General features: G+C 60.3%; 22 protein-coding genes. 7 read left to right on the top strand and 15 right to left on the bottom strand.

The window, feature by feature from the left end; all coding sequences use genetic code 11:
* Positions 1-127: 127 nt before the first annotated feature.
* From HDF15_RS07265 to HDF15_RS07250, 4 genes are all read right to left on the bottom strand, one after another.
* Entirely contained in the window at positions 128-2,263 is a 2,136-nt protein-coding gene (locus HDF15_RS07265; protein WP_184254143.1) for a prolyl oligopeptidase family protein, read from the bottom strand.
* A gap of 230 nt (positions 2,264-2,493) precedes the next feature.
* Entirely contained in the window at positions 2,494-3,420 is a 927-nt protein-coding gene (locus HDF15_RS07260) for an energy transducer TonB (RefSeq protein ID WP_184254141.1), read from the bottom strand.
* The gene (locus HDF15_RS07255) at positions 3,420-3,971 is read right to left on the bottom strand and encodes an RNA polymerase sigma factor (RefSeq protein ID WP_260330906.1); all 552 of its coding nucleotides are present in this window, start codon (positions 3,969-3,971) and stop codon (positions 3,420-3,422) included. The genes HDF15_RS07260 and HDF15_RS07255 overlap by 1 nt, the downstream gene beginning before the upstream one ends.
* A 586-nt stretch (positions 3,972-4,557) precedes the next feature.
* A complete protein-coding gene (locus HDF15_RS07250; protein ID WP_184254137.1) occupies positions 4,558-6,225 on the bottom strand; it encodes a DHA2 family efflux MFS transporter permease subunit in 1,668 nt (555 codons plus the stop codon).
* A 68-nt stretch (positions 6,226-6,293) separates the two neighbouring features.
* Here HDF15_RS07250 and HDF15_RS07245 point away from each other — a divergent pair, with 68 nt between their 5' ends.
* The 3 genes from HDF15_RS07245 (at position 6,294) to HDF15_RS07235 (ending at position 7,619) form a co-directional block, all read left to right on the top strand.
* Positions 6,294-6,899: a TetR/AcrR family transcriptional regulator gene (locus HDF15_RS07245; protein WP_221314320.1), complete on the top strand. Its 606-nt coding sequence runs from the start codon at positions 6,294-6,296 to the stop codon at positions 6,897-6,899.
* An 85-nt stretch (positions 6,900-6,984) separates the two neighbouring features.
* Positions 6,985-7,236 (top strand): type II toxin-antitoxin system Phd/YefM family antitoxin, encoded by a 252-nt coding sequence (locus HDF15_RS07240; RefSeq protein ID WP_184254135.1) that lies wholly within the window; start codon positions 6,985-6,987, stop codon positions 7,234-7,236.
* Entirely contained in the window at positions 7,233-7,619 is a 387-nt protein-coding gene (locus HDF15_RS07235) for a type II toxin-antitoxin system VapC family toxin (RefSeq protein ID WP_184254133.1), read from the top strand. The genes HDF15_RS07240 and HDF15_RS07235 overlap by 4 nt, the downstream gene beginning before the upstream one ends.
* A 70-nt stretch (positions 7,620-7,689) precedes the next feature.
* Here HDF15_RS07235 and HDF15_RS07230 read toward each other — a convergent pair whose 3' ends face one another.
* Positions 7,690-9,366 carry a S10 family peptidase gene (locus HDF15_RS07230; RefSeq protein WP_184254131.1) on the bottom strand — a complete coding sequence of 559 codons (1,677 nt, stop codon included), beginning with the start codon at positions 9,364-9,366 and terminating at the stop codon, positions 7,690-7,692.
* Positions 9,367-9,509: 143 nt separating this feature from the next.
* On the bottom strand, positions 9,510-11,342 hold the full coding sequence (locus tag HDF15_RS07225; RefSeq protein ID WP_311733053.1) for a DUF885 family protein: 1,833 nt from the start codon (positions 11,340-11,342) through the stop codon (positions 9,510-9,512).
* 95 nt (positions 11,343-11,437) lie between these two features.
* On the opposite strand from HDF15_RS07225, the gene glgA reads away from it, so the two are divergent.
* A complete protein-coding gene (gene glgA, locus HDF15_RS07220; RefSeq protein ID WP_184254129.1) occupies positions 11,438-12,682 on the top strand; it encodes a glycogen synthase in 1,245 nt (414 codons plus the stop codon).
* An 18-nt stretch (positions 12,683-12,700) separates the two neighbouring features.
* Here the strand turns inward: glgA and HDF15_RS07215 are convergent, their stop codons facing one another.
* Positions 12,701-13,024 (bottom strand): DNA-binding protein, encoded by a 324-nt coding sequence (locus HDF15_RS07215; protein ID WP_184254128.1) that lies wholly within the window; start codon positions 13,022-13,024, stop codon positions 12,701-12,703.
* Between the two features lie 2 nt (positions 13,025-13,026).
* Positions 13,027-13,356 carry a type II toxin-antitoxin system RelE/ParE family toxin gene (locus tag HDF15_RS07210; RefSeq protein WP_184254126.1) on the bottom strand — a complete coding sequence of 110 codons (330 nt, stop codon included), beginning with the start codon at positions 13,354-13,356 and terminating at the stop codon, positions 13,027-13,029.
* Positions 13,357-13,571: 215 nt separating this feature from the next.
* Here HDF15_RS07210 and HDF15_RS07205 point away from each other — a divergent pair, with 215 nt between their 5' ends.
* On the top strand, positions 13,572-14,549 hold the full coding sequence (locus tag HDF15_RS07205; protein WP_184254124.1) for a transaldolase: 978 nt from the start codon (positions 13,572-13,574) through the stop codon (positions 14,547-14,549).
* Between the two features lie 64 nt (positions 14,550-14,613).
* On the opposite strand, the gene HDF15_RS07200 is transcribed toward HDF15_RS07205, so the two are convergent.
* Positions 14,614-16,134, bottom strand: coding sequence for a glycosyltransferase 87 family protein (locus HDF15_RS07200; RefSeq protein WP_184254122.1), 1,521 nt, complete (start codon positions 16,132-16,134; stop codon positions 14,614-14,616).
* A gap of 106 nt (positions 16,135-16,240) precedes the next feature.
* Between HDF15_RS07200 and HDF15_RS07195 the strand changes: the two genes are divergently transcribed.
* Positions 16,241-17,224, top strand: coding sequence for a glycosyltransferase family 2 protein (locus tag HDF15_RS07195; protein ID WP_184254119.1), 984 nt, complete (start codon positions 16,241-16,243; stop codon positions 17,222-17,224).
* A 29-nt stretch (positions 17,225-17,253) separates the two neighbouring features.
* Here the strand turns inward: HDF15_RS07195 and HDF15_RS07190 are convergent, their stop codons facing one another.
* The 6 genes from HDF15_RS07190 to hslV all read right to left on the bottom strand — a co-directional run bounded on the left by HDF15_RS07190 (position 17,254) and on the right by hslV (position 23,120).
* Positions 17,254-18,990 (bottom strand): hypothetical protein, encoded by a 1,737-nt coding sequence (locus HDF15_RS07190; protein WP_184254113.1) that lies wholly within the window; start codon positions 18,988-18,990, stop codon positions 17,254-17,256.
* Positions 18,991-19,114: 124 nt separating this feature from the next.
* Positions 19,115-19,807 (bottom strand): hypothetical protein, encoded by a 693-nt coding sequence (locus tag HDF15_RS25505; RefSeq protein ID WP_221314318.1) that lies wholly within the window; start codon positions 19,805-19,807, stop codon positions 19,115-19,117.
* Positions 19,807-20,115: a PadR family transcriptional regulator gene (locus HDF15_RS07185; protein WP_184254111.1), complete on the bottom strand. Its 309-nt coding sequence runs from the start codon at positions 20,113-20,115 to the stop codon at positions 19,807-19,809. The genes HDF15_RS25505 and HDF15_RS07185 overlap by 1 nt, the downstream gene beginning before the upstream one ends.
* A 196-nt stretch (positions 20,116-20,311) precedes the next feature.
* Positions 20,312-21,919, bottom strand: coding sequence for an ATP-dependent protease ATPase subunit HslU (hslU, locus tag HDF15_RS07180; RefSeq protein ID WP_184254109.1), 1,608 nt, complete (start codon positions 21,917-21,919; stop codon positions 20,312-20,314).
* Positions 21,920-21,963: 44 nt separating this feature from the next.
* A complete protein-coding gene (locus HDF15_RS07175) occupies positions 21,964-22,476 on the bottom strand; it encodes a hypothetical protein (protein WP_184254107.1) in 513 nt (170 codons plus the stop codon).
* 29 nt (positions 22,477-22,505) lie between these two features.
* On the bottom strand, positions 22,506-23,120 hold the full coding sequence (gene hslV / locus HDF15_RS07170; RefSeq protein WP_184254105.1) for an ATP-dependent protease subunit HslV: 615 nt from the start codon (positions 23,118-23,120) through the stop codon (positions 22,506-22,508).
* Positions 23,121-23,483: 363 nt separating this feature from the next.
* Here hslV and HDF15_RS07165 point away from each other — a divergent pair, with 363 nt between their 5' ends.
* On the top strand, positions 23,484-23,927 hold the full coding sequence (locus HDF15_RS07165) for a DUF3592 domain-containing protein (RefSeq protein WP_184254103.1): 444 nt from the start codon (positions 23,484-23,486) through the stop codon (positions 23,925-23,927).
* Positions 23,928-24,145: the final 218 nt, after the last annotated feature.

The raw sequence follows: 24,145 nt of genomic DNA, 5'->3' as shown, positions 1-24,145 counted from the left end.
TGTTGCTTGTTTTTCGTCGTCATCCTTGAGAGCGCGCAGCAAACAAAGGACCCCTGCCTTTTGTCCGTGATGGCACAGAACACAGGGGTCCTTCGTTCACTTCACGATGACGACGAAAAGCTAAGCCCTACTCCCCCATCAACTTCCGCGTCAGGTAGGTGTACGTCAGGGCCCAGGTCTTGGCTTGCTCCTTGAGGTCCGCACCCGCGGCATGGCCGCCTTCGATGATCTCGTCATAGAAGAACGGCTCGTGATACTCCTCCATCTTCGCGGCGAACTTGCGGGCATGCTGCGGGCCTACACGGTCGTCCTTGGTGGTGGTGAAGATCAGCGGCTCGGGATACTTCACATCCGGCTTGAGCTGGTTGTACGGCGAGATCGACGCCAGGAACGTGCGCTGCTCCGGAATCGAAACCGAACCGTACTCACCCACCCAACTTGCGCCGGCGGCGATCTTCTCGAAGCGCAGCATATCGAGCAAAGGCACCTGGATCACAACTGCATTCCAGAGGTCCGGACGCTGCGTCATCTCGACGCCCATCAGCAGACCGCCGTTCGAGCCGCCCATGATGCCCAGGTGCTTCGGCGAGGTGATCTTGCGGGCAATCAGGTCTTCTCCGACCGCTGCGAAGTCGTCATAGATGCGCTGGCGATGCGTCTTGAGTCCAGCCTCGTGCCACGCCGGGCCGAACTCGCCGCCGCCACGGATGTTCGCCAGCACAAAGACGCCGCCGTTCTCCAGCCACAGCTTGCCGATGTTCGCCGAGTACGAGGGCGTCTCCGCAACCTCAAATCCGCCATAGGCATTCAGCAGCGTCGCGTTCGAGCCGTCGTACTTGATGTCCTTGCGATGCACGACGAAGTACGGCACCTTCGTTCCATCCTTCGAGGTCGCCTCCAGTTGCTCGACTACATCCTTCGACGCGTCAAAACGCGCCGGCTCGGTCTTCTGCAGCTTCAGCGAAGTCGTAGCCGCATCGCCCAGCCATAACGACGAGGGCGTCAGGAAGCCTGTGATGGAGAGGAAAAAGGTATCGTCGCTCTCGTTGGTCGTTACGACGCCGACGGTAGAATTCTCCGGCACCGGCAGGCTCTTCTTTGTCCAGCCGTTTGCGGTGGGAGTGTAGATATAAGCCTTGCCCTGTACGTGATTGAGCGTGGTGAGCAGCAGGCGGGTCCTGGTCGTATCGACACCCTGCAGGAACTCCTGCACCGTCGGCTCAAAGACGACGGTCGGCTTCAGATGCGCGGGGTCCTTCACCACCTCCGCCAGCTTCATCTCCAGTAGTGATCCCTGCTTGAAGCTCTTCGCCTGACCCGCGGGCGTCCAGTCTTCATTGATAGAAAGCAGCACGCGGCCGTCGATCATTCCGGAGAGATTGGCCTTCAGCGGGATCGACAACTGCTTCAGCCCCTGCGGCGTCTGGACGAAGCTCTGCGACTCGAAGAAGCTGACGCCACGCGTGAACACCGTCAGCGAGTGGCCCTTTGTATCGTGGAGGGTATAGGCTCCGGCGCTGATATCCGACTCCTGCCCACGGAAGACCTCTTTCGCGGTGTCGAGCGGCGTGCCACGCTTCCACTCCTTCACGACAAACGGGTAGCCCGACTTGGTCATCGTGCCCGGGCCCCAGTCACGCGCGATCAACAGCGTGTCTTTGTCCAGCCAGCTCGCACTCTGCTTGCTGTGCGGCAGGGTGAAGCCGCCTTCTACGAACTTGCCGGTCTTCAGGTCGAACTCGCGCATCGTGTCGGCGTCTTCGCCACCGGCGGAGAGCCCGACCAGGCAGTAGTGGTCGCCCGGATAAAGGCAGTCCAGGCCATGAGAGACCCACTTGACGCTGTCCTGCTTGCCCAGCGCATCGTAGTCGATCACGGTCTGCCACTTCGGCTGCATGGTGAGATAGTCGGAGAGGCTGGTCTTGCGGAAGATTCCGTTGACGTGTTCCGCATCGCGCCAGAAGTTGTAGACATCGCCCCCGCGAAGATCAGGGTACGGCAGACGATCCGGCGCCTGCGAAAGCTTCAGGGCCTCCTCGTGATACGCCGCGAAATGCGGGTCGTTCTCGAGCACCTTGGCTGTGCGCTCGTTCTCGTCCTTCACCCAGGTCATGGCACGGTCGCTCGACACGTCTTCCAGCCACACATACTTGTCTGTATCCGTACTATCGGACGGTCCCTGTTGCGCCAGCATGCGCGCTCCACTGCCTAAAACCAACATGGCCGTCAGCACAACGGCCGATCTTTTCACTCGTTCCCGCATGTCCACTCCTGTTTCGCCATTTAAACGCGTACCGATACTCTAACGCCCAACAGACGAGACGGGATACAAATGATTTCGCTCCAGCGGTTGCACCTCATACTCCCCCGATAATCCACCCGCCCAAAGAGCCTTGACGCAAAGAACGCCAAGAAAAGAGCCAAGTTTCGCCACGGTTACCATGGTGAAGCCTGGCTTCCTTTGCGTTGAGGCTTTTGCTTTTATGCAACGCCTCAGAAGATCTGGAAGTTGACCTCGACATTCATCTCCACCTTGACCGGCTTGCCGTTCTGCATTGCAGGCTTGAACCTGTACTCGCGAACAGCTTCGAGGGCCTTCTCATCCAATCCCATTCCCACGCCCCGGGCCACACGAACATGCGACGGATTGCCCTGCTCGTCGACGATGAGAGAGACCAGCACATTGCCGGAGAACTTCGCCTTGCGAGCCTCTTCGGAGAACTGCGGATCTACCTCGTGGATCAGCAGCGGCGCATGCACCGAACCTCCAACCCGCATGACTCCCCCACCGGTATTCCCTCCCGAGCCCAGCCCCACCCCGTTCCCGACACCTGACCCTATACCCGTCCCGGTTCCATTGCCCATGGAAAAACCTTTGAGCGAAGAGGTCGGCGCACCGATATTGGGCATCGTGTTGGTGGCCATCTTCAGGTCGGGCTGAACGACGACACTCGGCTCAATCGCCAGCTTGGGCGCGACAGTCGGTGGGGCCTTCGGAGGCAGAAGCTGCTGCGGAGCCAGCTTCGGCAGATGTCCCTGCGTAACGGGGGCAAGATCATGCTGGCCTCCGCCACCGCCGATGCCGACCAGCTTCGGCGCAACCAGCGGCGGGGGTACGGTCAGCGTCGCCAGCACCTTCACTTTCGGCTGAGCGGTCTGCCTGTGCTGCGATACGACCGTGAAGATCACCAGGATCGCCGCTGCATGCGCTCCCACAGCTACCCACAGGGAAGCCGCACTGCGCCGTGTGGCAACGCGTTCGGCGAAGGCAAATGGGCGTGCGGTCTCTTCCTGAGCCAGTCTCGCCAGTAACCTCTGCTCCAGGCCGCCGGGGGCGGTCGCCGTCACGCGATCGCGCAGAACACTCTGCAGCAACGCGTCAAACTCTCCGAACTCATGGATTGCAATCACTTCGCTCATCACCGTCTCCTTATTCCTGCTACTGCCTGGCTTCTCTCTTCAAACCGCTCCCGGAACTGAGCTCGCAGAGCGGCTCTGGCCCGCATCAGCCGCGTCCGTACTGTGCCTTCGGGCAGCCCCAGCATCAGGCCAACCTCCCGCGAACTGAGCTCTTCCATCGCGGTGAGCAGCAGCGGCTCGCGCAGTTCCAGCGGCAGATCTTCGATGAGCTCATGCAACAACGCATGCTCATCGCTCTCCGCCACCGCCGACTCCGGCGATGGCCGCACATCCTGCAATCGCTGCTCCGCGTCTTCGTCCTCGACTCCGACAGAACGCATTCGGATTCGATCCAGCGCCGACCGCCAGACCACCCTCGCCAGGAACGCCCGCTCGTCTTCCATCGCCCGCCAGGACTCGCCGCGATACAGCTTGAGCAGCGCGTCCTGCACGGCGTCTTCCGCATCCTGCGGATGACGCAGAAGGCTATAAGCCACGCGGTAGAGAAAGCGCGCGTGTTCGGCGACGATCCGCGCAAAGGCGGCCTCGCGTGATTCCTGGGGGACTGTCATGGTCTTCGGTTGCATCCTGTCCCTTCACTATCCAAGACCGGACAAACCGCAAAACCGTTCACTATTTTCGAAGTATTTTTTGGGAGGAGGAGGTTTTATCTATCGGCACAGAAGCCAGCCCCGAAGGGGCGGCTCCATCAAAGCCCAGGGTGAAACCCTGGGTTACAAGGTAAGGAAAGGTATAGCCCTGAAAGGGCGTCCTATCGGGGCTAACCCGGATAGATCGCCCTTTCAGGGCTACATCTCTCGCTGCCACCTCTTCGGGGCTGGTATACATGACCTCTTCGCGTCAGGGCTAACCTTTCCGACTAGGTAGTGTCTGACGAATCGGAGATAGTGGCTTTTGTTTTTGTCTTTGCTTCTGAGATAGGTCCGGGTTTTAGCCCGGACATTCAGACAGGCGATCAATGGGGCTTCAGCCCCTGGGATAGGCTCTCCTCTCCGCAGGCAGAGAGGCCAAGAGAGAGGAAGGCTTGTCCCAGGGGCTGAAGCCCCCTTCGTATTTGTCCTGTAATACCCGGGCTAAAACCCGGGCCTATCTCAGAAACAACAGCAAAAGCGTACTCGTCGATTCGTCAGACACTACCTAGTGAGCCTCAAGCTCGATCTTGCCCACGATCTTCGGTGGCCGCTTCAGGAAGAACACCAGCGGCAGCATGGCGGCCAGCATGTACCCAAACATGCGGTACTGGTCCATGTAGGCCAGCAGCGAAGCCTGCCGATGCACCTGCGCGTACAGCAGCGCCAGCCCCGCATAGGCCTGGTCCGAGGCTGAACCTCTCTGTACCGCCCCCATTGCATGCGAGGCCTGCATCGCCAGCGTATTGCTCGTCGTCAGGTTCGCCGTAAGGTAGGTCTGGTGCGTCTGCTGGGCGCGCTGCAGGAAGGTGCTCGAAAGCGCAATTCCGATACTGCCGCCCTCGTTGCGTACCAGCGCGTAGATGCCCGCCGCGTTGCTGCTCTGGTCTGCCGGCAGGAAGCGGAACATGATCGTGCTGAGCGGCACCGTGGTCATGCCCAGGCCCATAATCTGCAGGACACGCGGCCAGATCAGGTCCGATTCGGCCATCTGCAGATTGCCCAGCGAAAGCCACCATGTGCCCAGCGCAATCGTGACGATGCCCACGAAGATCATCCGCCGCGCATCCGCGCCCCGGCTCAATAGCCAGCCGATCATCGGCACTTCGATCATCGTCACCAGGCCCGCCGGAGAGACCGCCAGACCCGCCGTGGTCGCGTCATATCCCATCAACTCCTGCATGTACTGCGGCAGAAGGAATGTCGTGGCGTAGAGCGCCGTGTAGAGCCCCAGCACGATCATGCAGCAGAACAGGAAGTTGCGTTCTTTCAGAAGCCGCAGGTTTACCACGGGATTCTTTACGTGCAGCTCCCACACAATAGCCCCGATGATGGAGAAGACGGCGATCGCCGCGCACCACGAGATAAACGTCGAGCCCAGCCAGTCCAGCTCCTGCCCGCGATCGAGCACGATCTCCAGCGACGCCAGTCCCAGACTCACCAAGGCCAGGCCGCCCACATCAATCCGCAGCTTCTTGCCCTTCTGCAGCAGACGCTTCGCAGTCAGAGCTGCCGGGTCGACCAGCACCATGCGCGTAAAGAATGCGCACAGGATTCCGACCGGAATGTTGATGTAGAAGATCCAGCGCCAGGAGTAGTTATCGGTAATCCAGCCGCCCAGCGTCGGCCCGAGCACAGGCGCGCACAGAATCGCCACCGTGTAGACCGCCATCGCCATGCCGCGCTTCTCTCCCGGAAACGCATCGGCCAGGATCGCCTGCACAGAGGGCTGCAAGCCGCCGCCGGCAAGCCCCTGCAGCACTCGAAATACAACCAGCATTCCCAGCGTGGGGGCCAGGCCGCAGAGAGCCGAAAACACCGTGAACAGCACGACCGAGACGAGATAGAAGTTCTTGCGCCCCATCACGCTGGAGATCCAGCCGCTGATCGGGAGGATGATCGCATTGGCCACGAGATAGCTCGTCAGGACCCAGGTGCTCTCATCCTGCGAGGCCGAGAGGCTGCCTGCGATATGCGGCAGCGCAACGTTCGCGATGGAGGTGTCCAGCACCTCCATGAACGTGCCCATCGTTACGACCAGCGCGATGATCCACGGATTGAAGATACGGGGTTCAGGCACCTTTTCAGGCGCGACGTGCGGCCAGAGGTCACGGTCCAGCAGTGCCTCCGGTTCAAGCTCCAGCAACTCTTCGACGGATGTTGACCCACCAGTCACAAAAATGACTCCTCAGTCATTAGAGCATCTATGGGGGCCGATAGACTCATTTATGCTAGGTTGATTTCGTGCCCTCCGTCCCCAAACCCTCGTCCAGCCGCCGCGTGCTTACCGACCTGCGCCGCCGGGAGATTCTCGCCGCTGCCATCAAGGTCTTTGGAAAGAAGGGTTTCGCAGATACCCGCGCCGAAGACGTCGCCGCAGCCGCAAAGATTGCCAAGGGCACGCTTTATCTCTACTTCAAATCCAAGGAAGATATCTACACGACGGCTGTGCGGCATACCGTCGATCAGTTGCGAGTGCTTGTGGAAGAGCGCGTATCGGCTGTCGACGGCGTTCGCGACAAGCTGGCCGCCGCTATCGCCCTTCGCATGGAGTTCTGGCTCGACCAGCAGAACCTCTATCGGCTGCTGCTGACCGTCGGTCGTGAACCGAAACACCGTCGCCAGACCAACGAGGCCCTGCGTTTCGGCCATGACAGCTTTCTTGCCATCTTCCAGGAAGGCGTCGCTACCGGGGAGCTGCCGGCTCGGGACTTCGATGCGCTCTGCTGGGCCATCCTGGATATGACCCGCGGCTGTAACGAACGCCGCCTCGACGGTGTCACGGACCGCACGCCACAACAGGATGCCGATTTCATTCTCGAAGCTGCGCTGCAGAGCCTCGGGATTTGAAGGCACAGAATGGGCCAGTAATGGCATTTGCATAGGCCTTTCCAGCTAGACTAGACTAAGTGAACTAAGTCTGATGGAGGCTACAGTGGATACCGTCAATATGCATGAAGCCAAGACCCACCTTTCGAGGCTCGTCGATAAAGCCGCCAAGGGAGAGTCCGTTGTAATTTCCAAGGCTGGCAAGCCTATGGCCAGGCTCGTTGCTTTCGAGGCGCCCGAGGAAAAACCGAAGCAGCGGATTGGTTTTATGAAGGGCCAGATGACGATTCCCGATGGCTTTGGGTTCAAGGATGATTTCAAGGAAGAGATAGAAGAGCTCTTTGGGCTGTCCAAGTGAAATTGCTCTTGGATTCACATCTTTTAATCTGGACGGCTGCAGGTTCTGGCCGTTTGCCTAAGCGTGCGTTGCCTTTGCTCAACGATAAAGAAAACGAACTATTCTTCAGTTCGGCCAGCCTCTGGGAGATCACGATCAAAGCCGCAGCCGGACGACAGGACTTCCAGGTCGACCCACGTCTGCTTCTCCGCAACCTGCTCGACAACGGCTATATCGAACTGCCAGTCACGAGCAGGCATGGCATAGCCGTATTGGGGCTACCCAGTTTGCATAAGGATCCCTTCGACCGCCTGCTCGTCGCTCAGGCGATTGTGGAGGGCATCACCTTACTGACGGTCGACACTACAGTAGCCAATTACCCCGGCCCTATACGAAAGGTCTGAACAACAAAGGCCGGGCATCTTCGCCCGGCCTCTGCTTTGTTGCGATCGCTTTTATCGCTCGAAGACGAACCTACTGGCCGCCTTCATTCTCCTTGATGAACGCCGCCGTCCGGTCATGCAGTCCGTGCAGCGCGTCTTCATTCACATAGACCATGTGGCCGGTGGGGAAGAACTTGTACGAAATGTTCTTCTGCAGCGAAGTGGGGAGGGGTAGATGCTTCATCTCGTAGGTCGCGGCAAAGTACAGCGTGCCCAGATCGAAGTAGCCGCCCATCAGCAGCACATGCATCTTCGGATTCACCTTCATCGTGTAGGCCAGGTCCGCCGAGACGTTCACGCCTGAACCCTGCCCTCCGCCGGGGCCGTTATGCTTCATGTCCCAGGTCCAGCCGGGCTCGCGCGCGCTCGACTTGTAGGTCATGTTCTCGCCGAACTTCAGCGTCTGGTGCGCATACGTATTCATCGCCGACATGAAAGCAGCTTCGATGGACTCGGTGAACGGATCATAGTCGGCGCTCGCGCTGAGCGGGTCGAGGTGCGGCCCTTCGTAGCGTGAGTCCAGACGGCCTGTCGTCGTATCGCTGCCATCCTGCAGGTACTTGGAGAACTCGCCGCCCGTCAGCCGCAGGTTGGCCTTCAGCCACAGAGCCTGGGGAACGCCGGTGTAGCTCTCCAGCTTGGCTGCCACGGCAGCCTTCTTCGTTGGGTCAAGGTCTGCGCCCTGCAACAGGGCCGAGGCGTAGTCTCCGATGGAATACTGCTCCACCTCATGCAGCCAGGGCTCGAGCTCCGCGGGCTGGTTCGGAATCTTGTGGTGATACCACGCGGTCGCCGCGAAGCTTGGCAGCGCGAGGAAGAAGCCGTTGTCCGTTCCGGGGTTGCCGTCGGATCCATCGGCCGAGTTGTCGAAGCTCAGGATCTGGCTCAGCAGCACAACACCGTTCAGGTCCACGCCATGCTGTTGCAGCGTCGCGCTCAGCACGGCGTCGCGCGTGGTGCCGTAGCTTTCGCCGAAGAGGAACTTGGGCGACGACCAGCGGTCGTACTTGGTCAGGAAGCGGCGGATGAAGCGGTCAAACGCGGCTGCGTCCTGGTCGATGCCATAGAACGACTTGAACGCGTCCTTGCCCATCACGCGGCTGTAGCCCGTGCCCGGCGCGTCGATGAAGACCAGGTCGGCGGTATCCAACAGGCTGTACTGGTTCGGCACCGTCTTGTACGGTCCACCGAACTGGTGCTGTGTGTCAGGCGTCAGCACCCGCACCGGCGACATGCTGCCCATGCGCAGATACATCGTCGCCGAACCCGGCCCGCCGTTGTAGAAGAACACTACGGGACGCGTTCCCGAATCCGCGCCCTTGGCGAAGTACGCCGTATAAAAAATGCGCGCGGTCGCGGGCTGATCTTCAGGCTTGGCAGGCAGGTCGATACCGGAGTCCGGCAGCAGCTTGCCGTCCAGGCCCAGGGTCGCGTCCTGCGCATCGCTCGAACCGACAGTCAACATGCCGGCGACAGCCTTGTAGGCGATCGTCTTGCCGCCCGCGACGGTTACGGAGCCCTCGGTGATGGAGTCTGCCGGAAGCGCTACAGGCTTCTTCTCTGGTTCAGAGGCAACGGTAGTCGTCGTTGTAACGGCGGTTTTGTCATTGCCATGATGATCCTGGGCCAGCGACGGCACTCCAGCGGCAAAGGCGAACAGACAAAGGGCACAGACCGTGAGACCGGCCATAGAAAGAGTTGGACGCATTGATTTCTCCTGTTGCTTCTTCGCACAGCATGACTTGCAAGTTTTCACTATATTGCAAATGGAATCTCATTTGCTCAACTGACGGAACTATATCTTGCGGTCGAAGGCCAACAGTGTAGCCCCATCGATCCCACGGCTCGCCTCTACCGCTCCATCTCGGGATAAGGCCCCACCCCGCCGCCCGCGATCCACTGGTCGAGATGCTCTTCCAACACCGGCAGCGGCACAGACCCCGTCTCCAGCACAGCATCATGAAATGCCCGGATATTGAACTTCGCGCCCAACGCGGCCTCTGCCTTGTGACGTTCCTTCAGGATCGACAACTCGCCGAGGTAGTACGAGAGCGCCTGCCCCGGCCAGGAGATGTAGCGGTCCACCTCGGTATCGACCTCGTGCTCTGAAAGCGCCGTGTTGTCACGGAGATACTGCCGTGCCTGTTCGCGGGTCCAGCCCTGCGAGTGAATGCCCGTATCGACCACCAGCCGCGCCGCGCGCCAGGCCTGGTAGCTCAGCATGCCGAAGGTCTCATAGGGCGTGTGATAGATCCCCATCTCCGTCCCGAGCCGTTCGCAGTACACCGCCCATCCTTCTCCGTAGGCCGAGATATACGCACCGCGAAACTTCGGCAGATCCTTATGCTCCGCCGCAATCGGGATCTGGAACGCGTGGCCCGGCGCCGACTCATGCAGGGTCAGCGCAGGCAGCGAGTACAGGCTGCGCGAGGGCAGATCGTAGGTGTTCACGAAGTAGACTCCCGGCCCACCGCGGCCCGAGGTGTAGAACGGAGCAATCTCGGGCGGAACTGGACGAATCGCGAAGCGCTGTCGCGGCAGGTAGCCGAAGTAGCGCGCGGACACACCGTCGAACTCCTTTGAGATATACGCCGCCCGCATCAGCAGCTCTTCCGGAGTCTTCGCATAGAACTGGGGATCGGTGCGCAGGTACTGGAGAAACGCCGGGAAGTCGCCCTTGAAGCCCGTCTGCTGGATCACCGCGAGCATCTCCGCGTGGATGCCGGCCATCTCGTGCAGGCCGATCTCGTGGATCTGCTCCGGCGTCAGATCGACCGTTGTGTATTCGAGAATCTTGGCCTGGTAGTAGGCCTTGCCGTTCGGCAGGCTCTCGGCGGCAAGCGCCTCCTGCGCTCCGGGAACATACTCTTCGCGAAAGAACTTAAGCAGTTCCGCATAGGCGGGGATAATCTTCTGTTCGATGGCGGTACGTGCCTCAGCCCGAAGCTCACCCTGGCGGCTTTCAGGGATGGAAGGCAGCATCGTGGCAAACGGCTTCCAGTAAGGCGTGTCCTCTGCACGCTTCGCCTCCGCGATCGTAGCAATCGAAACATCCCGGCCCTCCAATGTCACCTTCGGGGGAGTAAACCGGCGTGCGAGGCCCGCGCGCATGTCCGCGACCTCCTCGCCGAAGAAGCGCGGGGTGTCATTCAACTGCGAAAGGTAGTGGCTGTAGTCCTCAGCCGTCTTGAAGGAGTTAATCGGAGGGTCCGACAGCTCCGACCAGAACGCGCTGTCGGAGTTCACCGGCATCTCGTAGTAGCGAAACTTCTGGCCATTAATCAGCACCGCAATCTGTGCGCGAAAGACCCGGTAGTTCACCTTCTCCGCGGGCGAAAGAACCTCGACTTTCAGCGCGTCGAGCTGCGCCATCACCTTCGTCCAGTGAGCCAGCTTGGCCTGCTGTGTCGCCTCGTCCACGTTCGGGAGCACAGGCAGAATCGTCTCGTCGTTCTCATCGTCGGAGCCGCCACGCTGCGCTTTGCGCCACGCCGACTCCGCCGTGTAGATCGCCTTCAGGCGAGCGTCTTCCCTCGTTTCGGCTGACCTTGCGGCAGTCGCACCCACAGGTGTTTTCTTCGTGATCGAAGTTGGCGGCACTCCCCCTGATGCAGTACAGGTCGCAGTACAGGTCATGGCAAGCATCCCTGCCGTTGTGGCTATCATCCCAATCTTGAGCTTCACCGTTTCCGCCTCTCATTTATGCTCGTCGTTGCGCCTGAACTACGCTAAGAGGCGCGAGCGCGCACCCTGCGCAGTTCGATTTCCTGGAGTTCCAAATGCGTGTAGGCCTGATGACCCGTGAATATCCACCCTACGTCTACGGAGGCGCTGGAGTCCATGTCGAGTATCTCTCCCGCGAGCTTGCAAAGAAGATCGAGGTCGAGGTTCACGCCTGGGGCGACGCTCCCGATCACGATGGGCTGCGCGAACTCGAAACGCCGCACGAGGCGCATCTCGATGTTCACTTCGAGAACCCGTGGCCGCTGATCTCGCACGGCACACAGGCCAAGTTCAAGGGCGCGCTGGAGGCGCTCTCGCTGAACCTGCTGCAGCAGCTACATCTCGAGAAGCTGGACATCATCCATACGCATACCTGGTACGTCTCGATGGCGGGCTTTCTCGCCAAGAAGCTCTACAACATCCCCTTCGTGCTCACCACGCACTCCCTTGAGCCGCTGCGCGCCTGGAAGGCCGAACAGCTTGGCTCCGGCTACGCCTTGAGCTCGTGGATGGAGCAGACGGCCATCCTCGACGCCGATGCCATCATCGCCGTCTCCAACGGCACCAAGGCCGACATCCTGAAGGCCTATCCCGGCGTCGATCCTGCACGCATCCACGTCATCTATAACGGGATCGACCTGAACCAGTACCAGTGGACGCCCGACACTACAGCGCTACGCAGCTATGGCGTCGACGAGACCAAACCTTACGTCCTGTTCGTGGGCCGCATCACGCGACAGAAGGGTGTGACCCACCTGGTTGAGGCCATTCAACACCTGCCCGCCGGAACCCAGGTGGTGCTCTGTGCCGGTGCTCCCGACACTCCCGAGATCGCGGCCGAGATGCGCGAGAAAGTAGACGCCGCCCGCGCCGCCGGGGGCAACATTGTCTGGATCGAAAAGATGGTGACCAAGCAGGAGGCCATCCAGCTCTACTCGCACTGCGCGGTCTTCTGCTGCCCTTCGGTCTACGAGCCCTTCGGCATCATCAACCTGGAGGCGATGGCCTGCCGCGCGCCGGTCGTCGCGTCAGCCGTCGGCGGAATTCTGGAGGTAGTCGTCGAGGGCAAAACCGGTCATCTCGTACCCTTTACAGCCGACCCGGTCACAACCTTCCCCACCGACCCGGCGCAGTTTGCCCGTGACCTCGCCGCAGGCATCGCGGACCTGCTCGCAGACTCCGTGAAGGCAAAACAAATGGGTGAAGCAGGACGCAAACGCGTGGAAGATTATTTTTCGTGGACCGCCATCGCCGCGCAGACGATTGAGCTTTACGAAAAACTTATTGCCAGCCGGAGGTAAGCCGCTTTATCGGAACTGCTATGCGGCAACCTTGTGAATCACCTCAAACACGGCCCCCTCACGTTGCTGAAGGTAGGCAACGATCTCGAAGAAGTTGCGGATGTGGGGGTTTCCTGCCGGGCTAAGCATCCGCATAAGGCTCTTGGGAGATTTGCCTAGAGCCTCTCCTAGCTTCACAAAACCGATTGTGCCGTTGATATAAGTTCGAAGCACTGATTTTCCTGTCTCCACGTCACCTGAAGCCATACAACCGAAGACCTCGCTCAAGAGCGCCCGGCGGAACTCTGCATCGTTTTGCAGGTCTTCGCGCACCGTGTCGTTGTACTTTCGTGTCGATCCCATTGTCAGACTCTCTTCCCTTTATTTCGCTTGTACTCTTGCCACAGACTCTGTGCGGCATCGATGTCTGCCTGTTGACGTTTCTTCGTCCCACCGCCCAGCAATACGACGATGGTTTCGCCATCCCGCCCGAAGTACACCCGGTAACCTGGACCAAAATCCAGCCGCAGCTCTGAAACACCAGCTCCAACACCCTTCGCAACGGAAAAATTCCCGCGCTCTACGCGGTCAAAGGCTACGGTGATGCGCGCTCTTGTCATGGCATCAAGTGTTGATCTCCACTTTGCAAAGGGAGAGAGTCCAACCGCGTTGACGTACTCGACCAGCTCGACCACATCTTTACGGTAACGAAAGTGTTACTGCATGTCGAGACATACCAGCAAGGCTCTAATAATTTTTGAGAAATATAACGCCACAACCATCAGGCGCACGAGCTCCGTACTCGCTCCTGCCAGACCGCATCTGCCAGGCGTAGCCAAAGGGCTCTATAATGGAGTTCCTACGCGCGGTTGACTCGCGCCCCACACAACCCTCCCCGAGGAGTTTCGAAATGGCAAATTTGTTGGATCAACTCAAGTCGATGACGACCGTCGTCTCCGATACCGGCGATATCAACGCCATCAAGAAGTACAAACCGACCGACGCGACGACGAATCCTTCGCTCATCGCAACGGCCGCCACCATGCCCGAGTATCAGCCCATCGTTGACGGTGTTCTGAAGACCGCACGCGAGAAGGCACCGGCCGGAGCTTCCAACGCCGATGTTGCCGCCTCCGCCTTCAAGTCGCTCGCTGTCGCCTTCGGCCTCAAAATCCTTGAGATCGTCCCGGGCCGCGTCTCCACGGAAGTGGACGCTCGCCTGAGCTACGACACCGAGGGCTCGCTCGCCGCCGCCCGCGACATCATCAAGCAGTACGCCGCCGCCGGCATCGGCCCCGATCGCGTCCTCATCAAGCTCGCCTCCACCTGGGAGGGCATCCGCGCCGCCGAGATCCTCGAAAAAGAGGGCATCCACTGCAACATGACACTGCTCTTCGGCATACACCAGGCTGTCGCCGCCGCCGAAGCGCACGTCACCCTGATCTCTCCCTTCGTAGGCCGCATCCTCGACTGGTACAAACAGGACACCGGCAAGGACTTCAAGGGCGCCGACGATCCTGGCGTTCAGTCGGTCACCGAGATCTATCACTATTACAAGAAGTTCGGCTACAAGACGGTTGTCATGGGAGCGAGCTTCCGCAATATCGGCGAGATCACCGAGCTGGCTGGCTGCGACCTGCTCACCATCGCACCCAAGCTGCTCGAAGAGCTGCAGACGAGCGAAGGCACGCTGCCCCGCAAGCTCGATCCGGCTGCCTCCAAGAACGATCCGATCGAGAAGATTTCGGTCGACAAGGCTACCTTCGACAAGATGCACGCAGAGAACAAGATGGCGCACGACAAGCTGAAGGAAGGCATTGACGGCTTCGCCAAAGCCCTCGTTGGCCTCGAGCACTTGCTGACCGAGCGTCTGACGGAGATCTCCTAAACTCCTTATGCTCTGAAACAAAATGGCGACCTGAAAGGGTCGCCATTTTTTGTGCTCGTCTCCCCTAAGACTTGCACGGGGAGCGGTCTACAAAACCAACATCCAAACGAAGCAAACCGCTCTGGGGCTGGGCAGTGGAAGCAACCGCGCACGACAGCAGGATGAGCGTTGGCTGGTCCACCTGCGCACCGCGAGCCGCAACGCGCAAGACATAGACATTGCTGAACGGCGCCGCCGTAAAGAGCCCCTTAGGCGCATAGCTGTCCGGATCACGATCCAGAACGACCGCCGTAAAGTGCTGTCCGGAGATCTGACGATCGAACTCCTGTACGGCCGGCTGATAGCCCCGGCCCAGCACCGCATCCAGGGCGTCCATCTCCGCGTGCATCGGCTTGCCTGCCATCAGGCCATCGTAGCTGTGGTTTACGACCCATACGTCCCCTGGGGTCGCTCGCAGGTCTGCGATGAACTGCTGCCGGCCCTCCAGCGCTCCCTGCATGGGCAGCACCTGCCCCGGACGATAGAGGTGAGCCATCAACTGTACCGTCAGCGCCAGCCATAGCAACGCAGGCACAGTGATACGCGCACGGCCCACTGCAAAAGTGGGACTGCCCGCTGTCTCCCACCGCTCCAGGAGCCGATGAACCGCTATCCCCGTCAGAATCGCGACCCACGCATACAGCGGAATCGTCGCGTTGATATTGGCTCCGCCATGCGCTCGAACGAACCACACCGCGCCGCCGATCAGGACGGTCACGATCGCAAAGAATGATCCCTCCTGCTCGCGCCAGCGCATGGGGGCCAGCAGGACAGCGGCCAGGATGAGGATCACGGTTACCGGCAACGGCTCCAACAGATCGTGCGGCATAAACATCGCGGCCTCGCGCGGAGCCCAGCCGAGAGACCCCGTCGTTCCAAAAGCGTAGAAGCTGTACCAGTGCTGCGTCAGATGGTTGAGCCAGGCCACGCTGGCCCAGGCCATGGCCGCAAAGGCAGCCATGCCCATCAGCATGCGCTTTGGTCGCTGCCACTCCACCAGGAAGATCGCCAGCCCCAGGGGGAGAAAAGTCTGCTTGCCATGGAAGGCCAGCAGCCACATCACCGCAGCCAGCAGAGGATGCGCGCGCCGCGTCGCCAGTACTGCCAGGAGAAACAGGAACACCGACAGCGAATCGACCCTGCCCACATCGAACCAGCCCAGCACCAGCACGTACAGGCTGGCAAAGAGGCCGACAGCCACCACCGCGGCGGCCCACCGCCGCGTCTCTTTCCAGACCATCAGAAAGATCACGCCAAAGGTGCCGAACGCCGAAAGAATCGATACCATCCGCAGCGGCGCATAGCTGAGGCCCATGACCTTGGACAATGCGGCAGAGAGATAAAAGAACAGGGGGGCATACAGGTAGGAAGCCCACTCCAGGCTCGGCGCCGCGTAGAGCGGATAGCCGTGACGCAGCCTCCACACCGAGGTCATCATGCCGCTCTCGACGCGGTCTATCTCAAACGGATAGTGCAGCCGATGCAGCGCGATAAAGAGGAATGACAGTACAAAGAAAAGCGAAAACCCGAGGGCGGCCAGCCGCAAGAGGCGCTCTAACCTACTTTCTTCCATATGCGGCATACGCCCATTCTAGAGCGATGAGGAAAAAGTGTCTTTCCCGGCCTTCCATCGGTGATAGCCTTTGGAGGCAATGGGGGAACTTCGTGCTACCAATCAGGCCGCGCATGCCAGCGTCCAGGACACCGCACCGCGTATCGCGGTCTTGATCCCCTGCCATAACGAAGAAGCAGCGATCGGCAAAGTGATTGCGGCCTTTGCCCGTGAACTTCCCTCCGCAGCAATCTACGTCTACGACAACAACTCCACCGACCGCACCATCGAAGTCGCCCAGGCTGCCGGGGCCTTTGTCTCCGTCGAACGGCTCCAAGGCAAGGGCAACGTCGTGCGTCGCATGTTCTCCGACATTGAGGCCGATGCCTACGTGCTCGTCGACGGCGACGACACCTACGAGGCCGCCAGCGCCGTTCCCATGCTCGACATGCTCTTCACCGAAGGCATCGACATGGTCACCGGCACGCGTGTCACCAACATCGCCGCTGCGTATCGGCGTGGGCATCGCTTCGGCAACGTCATGCTCACCGGCATCGTCCGCGCCATCTTTGGCGACCGCATTACGGACATGCTCTCCGGCTACCGCGTCTTCAGCCGCCGCTTCGTCAAGAGCTTCCCGGCACTGAGCTCCGGCTTCGAAACCGAAACCGAGCTGACCATCCACGCGCTGGAGCTCAAGATGCCACTCGGAGAGCTTGAAACGCCCTACCGCGACCGCGGCGAAGGCAGCACCTCCAAGCTGAACACCTACAAGGACGGTGTGCGTATCCTCGCGACCATCGTCTCGCTGGTCAAGGATCAACGTCCTCTACAGTTCTTCACGATTGCCGGGGTCATCCTGTTCGTGCTGGGCGTAGGCTTGAGCGTGCCGATCCTGATTGAGTTCCACCGGACGCATCTCGTCCCACGCTTTCCGACGGCCATCCTCTCCACGGGGATCGTGCTGCTGTCGTTCCTCTCGATGGTCTGTGGCCTGGTGCTGGACTCCGTCGCCCGGGGCCGCAAAGAGGCCAAGCGGATGACCTATCTTTCGATACCTGCCTCGATCATCCGTCAACGTTAGCGTTGTTGTGAATGGTGGGAAATAAGTCACTAGCGCGAGGCAGCCTCCAACGGATACGCAAAGAAATCGCTATCCCCCAGCTGCACCCATCCCTCGGGCTTCCGCACCGAGTTCGCGAACTTCGTCACGATAAACCGCAGGCCCATCTTCTGCAGCGGCTCGGTCACCGAGTGCTTATCGGGGATCGAATCCCATACCTGCTGCGGATCGGCGTTGTTGGGCGTCTCCACCTCAGCCAGGATCTGCGCACCCGCCAATCGCGCCCATTGGTGGTCGAGATAGCAGGCGGTATCGCCAAAGCAGGCGATCTTGTCGCCGGGCTTGAGCCCCATCGCGTCCAGTGCCTCGGCCATGGGATTCATCTCCGGGTTGTAGCCGGCCTCTCCGCGATGCGCGCTCGGTTCCAGGCGACGACATTCCGCCAGATAGCTCACAGCCTGCATGGCGGCGATGCCTGCGAATGAGACCACGAGAGCACCGGCAATCCATCGCACCCGCTCCCCTTCGTTCCCTTCCCTGCGCTGCAGCCACGCGAAGAGCGGCAGCAGCACCAGAAGAAATGGCGCCATCAGGTAACGCTCCTGCAGGTCGATAGGAAAGTAAATCCCCAGCATCAGCAGTCCCCACACAACTGCTGGACCACCCACCAGCGAGGCGCGCCGTCGTGGCCAGATCGCACCGAAGGCCAGCATTACGCCAAGCAGAACGAAGGCTTCGGGCCGGCCCAGCAGATACCGCACGAATAATTCCGTGCAGCGAATCAACCGCTCTACATGCCCTTTGAGCCAGAAGTGCGGCGTCAGGCCAACGGTCCAGTACGCCGGATCGAACCATAGCGGAAACGTGCCCACCGGATGCGCCGCAAAGCTGAAGACCGGAGGCGGTGCGGCGATGACGGCTTCCGGATGCGTGAAGGTTCCCACGGCATGGCCAAGATCGTGGAGGTACCACTCGTGCCAGCGCGGGGTCTGGTCGATGAAGTAGCAGTAGTTCAGCCGTGCGGAGTCGCCGGTGGACAGGTGCCCCAACTGCCGCGAGATCGCCACGACATACGGTCCCGCAATCGCCGCGAACACGATCCCCGTTACGACAGCGCCGGAGACGATCTTCGTCCGCTCGCTTCCCTTGCGGGTGAGCCCAAAGATCAATACCGCCAACAGCAGGAACAGGGAGGGCAGAAAGGCAAAAGATTTGACCAGATAGGCGCAGCCCAGCGTGGCTCCCAGCACTGGCCACGCCCAGAAACCCGAACCGGCCTGCAACCGAAGTCCCAGCCCCATCGCCAACAGCAGCAACACCATCAACAAGGTGTCGGAACGCACCGCCGTCAGCGGCAGCTCGCGTCCGGCGCTCATGGTCAGCAAGGCCAGGCCCAGCAGGTGCAGCGCCCAATCCGGAACAGCTGCTCCGGGCTCACCCGGCCCACGCTGCGCGCGCAGCCGCACCAGACCGGCTGTGAAAAAGAGACACGCCAGGATTGCCAGCCCGAAGATCGCTACATTCGTATAGCGCGCCATCGCCATCTCGGTCCAACGCGTGGGGTGGACGGCTATTCGCACCGCGGCGAGTACCGCCGGATAGCCGGGATTCCAGTAGCCATTGATCGCGAGTCCGGCATGGCCGTCGGTCAGGGCCTGCGAGATATCCAGGAAGGCTGTGCCATCGCCGTCCATGAGGTAGCCGTCGTAACGGGCGTACCCGAAGGCGATCACCAACATGAAAAGCGCATACAAACCGAGCAGCCGGCGACTGCGTGAACTGGTCATGAAACTCCCCTGTGCGGATGGCACAAGTATAGGGTAGCGGCTGTTGTTTAATTTTTGACGCCATCCTACGGCTACTCTCGTATTGGCAGACACCTAGGCAATGTGGCCGGTCCGCGAAGACCGTTTAAGATCTCTCCGCGAGCAGCACTTCCAAGCGCTCCAGCCGTCTCCGGTTGATTCGCCGCGTATGCAAAAACAGCAGCGCCACACCTATCCATAAAAGACCGATAACCACATCCCGGCCCGGATGCACGCGAACTCCACCCCGCTCAGCCAGCATCAGGCCGACGCTATAGGCGAGAAAGGCAACACCAGTAATCCACGCCTTGGGAGAACGGTAGAGATCTCGCATATATTCGAGCCTCGATCTGTAAAACCGGATGAGCGCTGTAATATCGTCGTCCGGCGGCACCTTTGTCCTATTGCGCCACTGAATTAACGAAATCATCCCCATTGAGATCGCACCGAACATAACCAGGCTGCAGCCAACGCGCTCCGACAAGTTTGTCGCGTGGGAGAGCCGGTCACTATAGATAAAGCCATGCGAAAACAGGATGCCCCAGGCTATATTTCCGCGGCGTGTTACCTCTGCAAACCGCTGTGCCACACGAGAGAGCTCGTAGAGCGAATCGACAGGCGCTTCCCGGTAGTCGAACAGAACCCGCGCACTGCCAAGCGCCCAGAGCAATGCACCCCAATCGCTTTCAACAAAATCAACTTCGCGCGCCAGCCCTTCTGCCCACTCCTTGCAACCGGGTGAGGCGAAGCGTACGACCGTATTCGAAACCTTAAGCGCCAATTTGCGAACGAGAGTCATTAGGCTGTCACCCCACCGAATGCTGGTTGCCCCGCAGACTGTACAGAAGCAGCGCTCACCTGCTCACGCGCGTACCGCAAGCCGTCGTTCGTCAGCTTATACATGTGGCGCGGCGGGCGGCCTGTCTCCGTGGCCTCCCAGCTAGTCTCCAACATGTGGTGCTCTGCCAGCCGCATCAGGATCGGGTACAGCGTCCCTGACTTCAGCCCTGTGTTGCGGCTGATGTCGTAGCCGTAGCGCCACTCCTGCTCGCATTGAAGAAACTCAGCCAGCACGAGTGTGGTTTGCGGTGACTTACGCAGCTTCATGGGATTAAATCTATATATGTAGATTTAGGCTGTCAACTGGATAGATTGGGATTTGGTTAGGCACAGATACGAGGCACCCGCACGGACGAAGGGGCACGATTGAATCGTGCCCCTTCCGTTCCTTACTTCTAAAGTTGTGGTAATTCGAGAAGCAGATTCCCTGCGGGAATGACAACCAGAAAAGCAAAGGCAAGTTCTACAAGATATACCGGCTCAGGTCCTGGTTCTTCACGATGTCGGCAACCTGCTGCTGCACGTACTCGCGCTCAACGCGCAGCACGCGCTGCGTGCCCTTGTCCGTTGTGCGTTCCAGGAGGGTAGGCACGGGCTTTGCCCCGGCGACCGGCTCCGTGGACTTCACCAGATCAGGAGCCTGGAAGCTGATCTCGTCCAGCACCTTCTCCATGATGGTATGCAGCCGCCGTGCGCCGATGTTCTCCGTCGTCTCATTCACCTGGAAGGCAAAGTTGGCCATCTCCTCCAGTGCCTCGGGAGCAAACTCCAGGGTGAGGCCCTCGGTTTCGAGCAGCGCTGTCGCCTGCTTCACCAGAGACGCCCGTGGCTCGGTAAGGATGCGCAGGAAGTCGGCCACCGTCAGCGGCTGGAGTTCCACGCGAATAGGAAAGCGCCCCTGCAGCTCCGGGATGAGATCGCTGGGCTTCGACACATGAAACGCACCAGCCGCGATGAAGAGGATGTGGTCCGTCGCGACCATGCCGTACTTCGTGTTGACGGTCGTCCCTTCCACGATGGGAAGGATGTCGCGCTGCACGCCCTCGCGGCTGATGTCCGGGCCGTGGCCGCCCTCGCGTCCGGCGATCTTGTCGATCTCGTCGAGGAACACCATACCGGAGTCCTCAACGCGCTCGATCGCCAGGCGGGTGACCTGGTCCATGTCGAGCAGGCGGCCTTCTTCCTCCTGCACGAGATAGTCGAAGGCCTCGACCACCTTCATCGGCCGCTTGCGCGTGCGCTGGCCGAACATGCCGGAGAGCATCTCCTTCATCCCGCTTGAGTCCATGTCCTCCGGCGGCTGGTTGCTGATGAACTCAATCTGCGGCATGTTGCGGTCACGAGTCTCAATCTCGACCATGCGGTCGTCGAGCCGGCCTTCGCGAAACTGCTGGCGCAGCCTGTCCTTTTCGCGAGCCCGTTCTGCATCGGTCTTAGGCACTACAGCCAGGGCCGGAGAGGCATTGGGTGCCCCTTCGGCAACAGGCGGCTTCTGCCCGCTGAGGTGCAGTGCCATCTCGATCACCTCGGGAGGAAGCTGCTCTTCGCTTGTCGCCACTACCAGCCGAGGTACAGGCGGGCCTGTCTCTGTAGCTGGAGTGCTCGGCGATCCCTGCTGCACGAGCAGATCGACCAGACGGTCTTCGGCAGCCAGCTCGGCGCGGTCTTCAATCTCGTCGAGCTTCTCCTCGCGCACCATGTCGATGCCGATCTCGACGAGGTCGCGCACCATCGATTCGACATCGCGCCCCACGTAGCCGACCTCGGTGAACTTCGAGGCTTCGATCTTGAGAAACGGCGAGTTCGTAAGCTTCGCCAGCCGCCGCGCGATCTCGGTCTTACCTACGCCGGTCGAGCCGATCATGAGGATGTTCTTCGGCATGATCTCTTCGGCGAGTTCAGGCGGAAGCTTCTGCCGGCGCGAACGGTTACGCAGCGCAATAGCGACTGCTCGCTTCGCGGCGGCCTGGCCGACGACATACTTGTCGAGCTCCGCCACGATCTCGCGCGGCGTCATCTCATCGAGCGCGAGTGCCTGGTCTTCAGCCGTTCCGGGTAGATAGATTGCCATAATTCTAGGGTTCTTCTTTCTTGCAAAACTTGCCTGCGTGCAGGCTATGGATGTGCGTCGTTCGGCTGCACCAGCAGCTTCACGTCGTTGATGACCTGGTCGATTGCGGCCGAGAAGGCGGCGTCACGGCTCTTCTTGCGAAACGCGCCGTTGATCTCCTCGGCAAAGCCCCACAGGGAGACCCGTCCGCGCGAGTCGGTGATCCCCACCCGAATCTGCGGGTTGCTGAGTCCCGGCGTGTCGACAAACCGGATTGCAAAGATGACGTCCGCGTCCTTCGGGTCGGCGACAAGCTCGTATCGCCCCCACGCCTGCATGCCCTGGAAGAACTCGTTGTAGGCGCGCTCCGGGCCGCCACTGTAGGTCGAAGGGAACGAGCTGACATCGCCCAGCTCAAAGGAGATGAACGCCTTCTTGCCCTGCAGGATCGGCGCAGGCACCGGCGCGGAGGAGGAGTTCACCGGTGCGGCCTTGCGCTGTGCCGTCAGAGAGGGCGAGAAAGCGGCCAGGCCGAGGACAGCTCCGGCAAAAAGAATGCATTTAGCTAAGCGCAGCATGGAGTCTCCTTGAATTTCAATCCCGGCGGCTACTCCGCCGCCTTCAACTCTTCGATGGTCACGCTCTGGTTCGAGTAGATACAGATCTCCGCCGCGATCTTCATGCTGCGTTCGACGATCTCGCGCGCGGTCATCTGCGTGTTCTCCATCAGCGCGGTCGCGGCGGCCAGCGCAAAGCTTCCGCCCGAGCCGATGGTCGCAATCAGGCCGTCTGCCACCGCGTCGGGCTCGATGACGTCGCCATCGCCACTCAGCAGGAACATCTGCTTGGTGTCGGCGACGATCAGGAGCGCCTGCAACTGGCGCAGCAGCTTGTCGGTGCGCCAGTCCTTGGCGAGCTCTACCGCCGAACGCCCGAGATTGCCGCCATACTGCTCCAGCTTGGCCTCGAAGCGCGTAAACAGCGAGAAGGCATCCGCCGTCGAACCCGCAAATCCGGCGAGGATCTTTTCGTTGTAGAGGCGGCGGATCTTCTTCGCCGAATGCTTCATGACCGTCGATCCAAGGGTCACCTGGCCGTCGGCCGCCATCACCATCGAGTCGCCGCGGCGCACGCAGATGACCGTCGTCGAGCGCACGCGGCGGCCTTCGCCTAGGTCGAGCGGGTGGCCGTTTCTGTCTGTTTTCGCAATATTTTTTCGCATAGGTCGCACAGGGCAGTATATCGCCGTGGGGTTTGGGGTTGTGGGGCTTGATTTTCGTTGCTGTTGCTTTTCTGGTTGTCATTCCGAGGCGAAGCCGAGCGAACCTGCTTCCTCCCGTTCTTAACTCGTGCCAATTCAACCTATGCCTTCTTGATTTCGCCTATATTTTCTGGGCAGTACAAACGAAAAACGGGAGACAGCAGGTTCGCTCGCTACGCTCGGAATGACAACCAGAAAAGCAACAGCAACGGCAGCAGCAAAAACATCGTCAGGCGCGAACCATACTTGGCTCACCTTTCATCCAGAAAACAAATCTCTGCGCTATTCTTTCCCCAAGCCGTGAAGCCCTATTTCCATGACCTCGTGCACGTTTTCGATGGCCAGATTCGACAGGCCCCGCGCCTGATCGGCGGCATTGTTGCAGGTATCGTCCTTGCCTCTGGCATCGCCTGGTGGGTCGTTCGACGCCTTCGTCCTTCAGCCGATGAGTTGGAGCGCCGTCGCTGCGAGCTGATCGCCATGAGCGGACGCATTACCGACGGCTACCTTGTTGACGCCCGCTCGCTTAATGGTGAGGAGAGCCTTTCGCCCACACCCGAGGTCCTGTTCTACAGCTACCGCCTCGCCGGCGTGACGTATAACTGTGCGCAGGATGTCTCACGTCTGCCCGAACGCGTGCGCGGCTTCCGGCTGGACCAGGCGGTGCAGGTGCGCTACGACCCACGCAACCCCGGCAACAGTATCCTCGTCTCCGAGAGCTGGAGCGGGTTGTGGCTGCGGCAGGGTTCCAGTGAGCCGAAAGAGTAGTTCGTCGTTGCTTGTTTTTCGTCGTCATCCTGAGCCATAGGCGAAGGACCCCCGCATTCTGCACGATGCCACTGGAGCAAATGCTGCTCGCTGGCCAATTAGCTCGGCCCAACATTGTTTGTTCGTGGTGGCCCCATGCGGTTGTGCCACCACGAATGCGGGGGTCCTTCAGCTACGCTTCAGGATGACGACGAAAAACGGGTGACCTGAACACTGGA

Origin of the sequence: Granulicella mallensis, assembly GCF_014203225.1 — a bacterium.
GTDB lineage: Bacteria > Acidobacteriota > Terriglobia > Terriglobales > Acidobacteriaceae > Granulicella > Granulicella mallensis_A.
The sequence above is the reverse complement of the archived record's forward strand: the minus strand, read 5'-3'. Positions and strand labels throughout refer to the sequence as shown.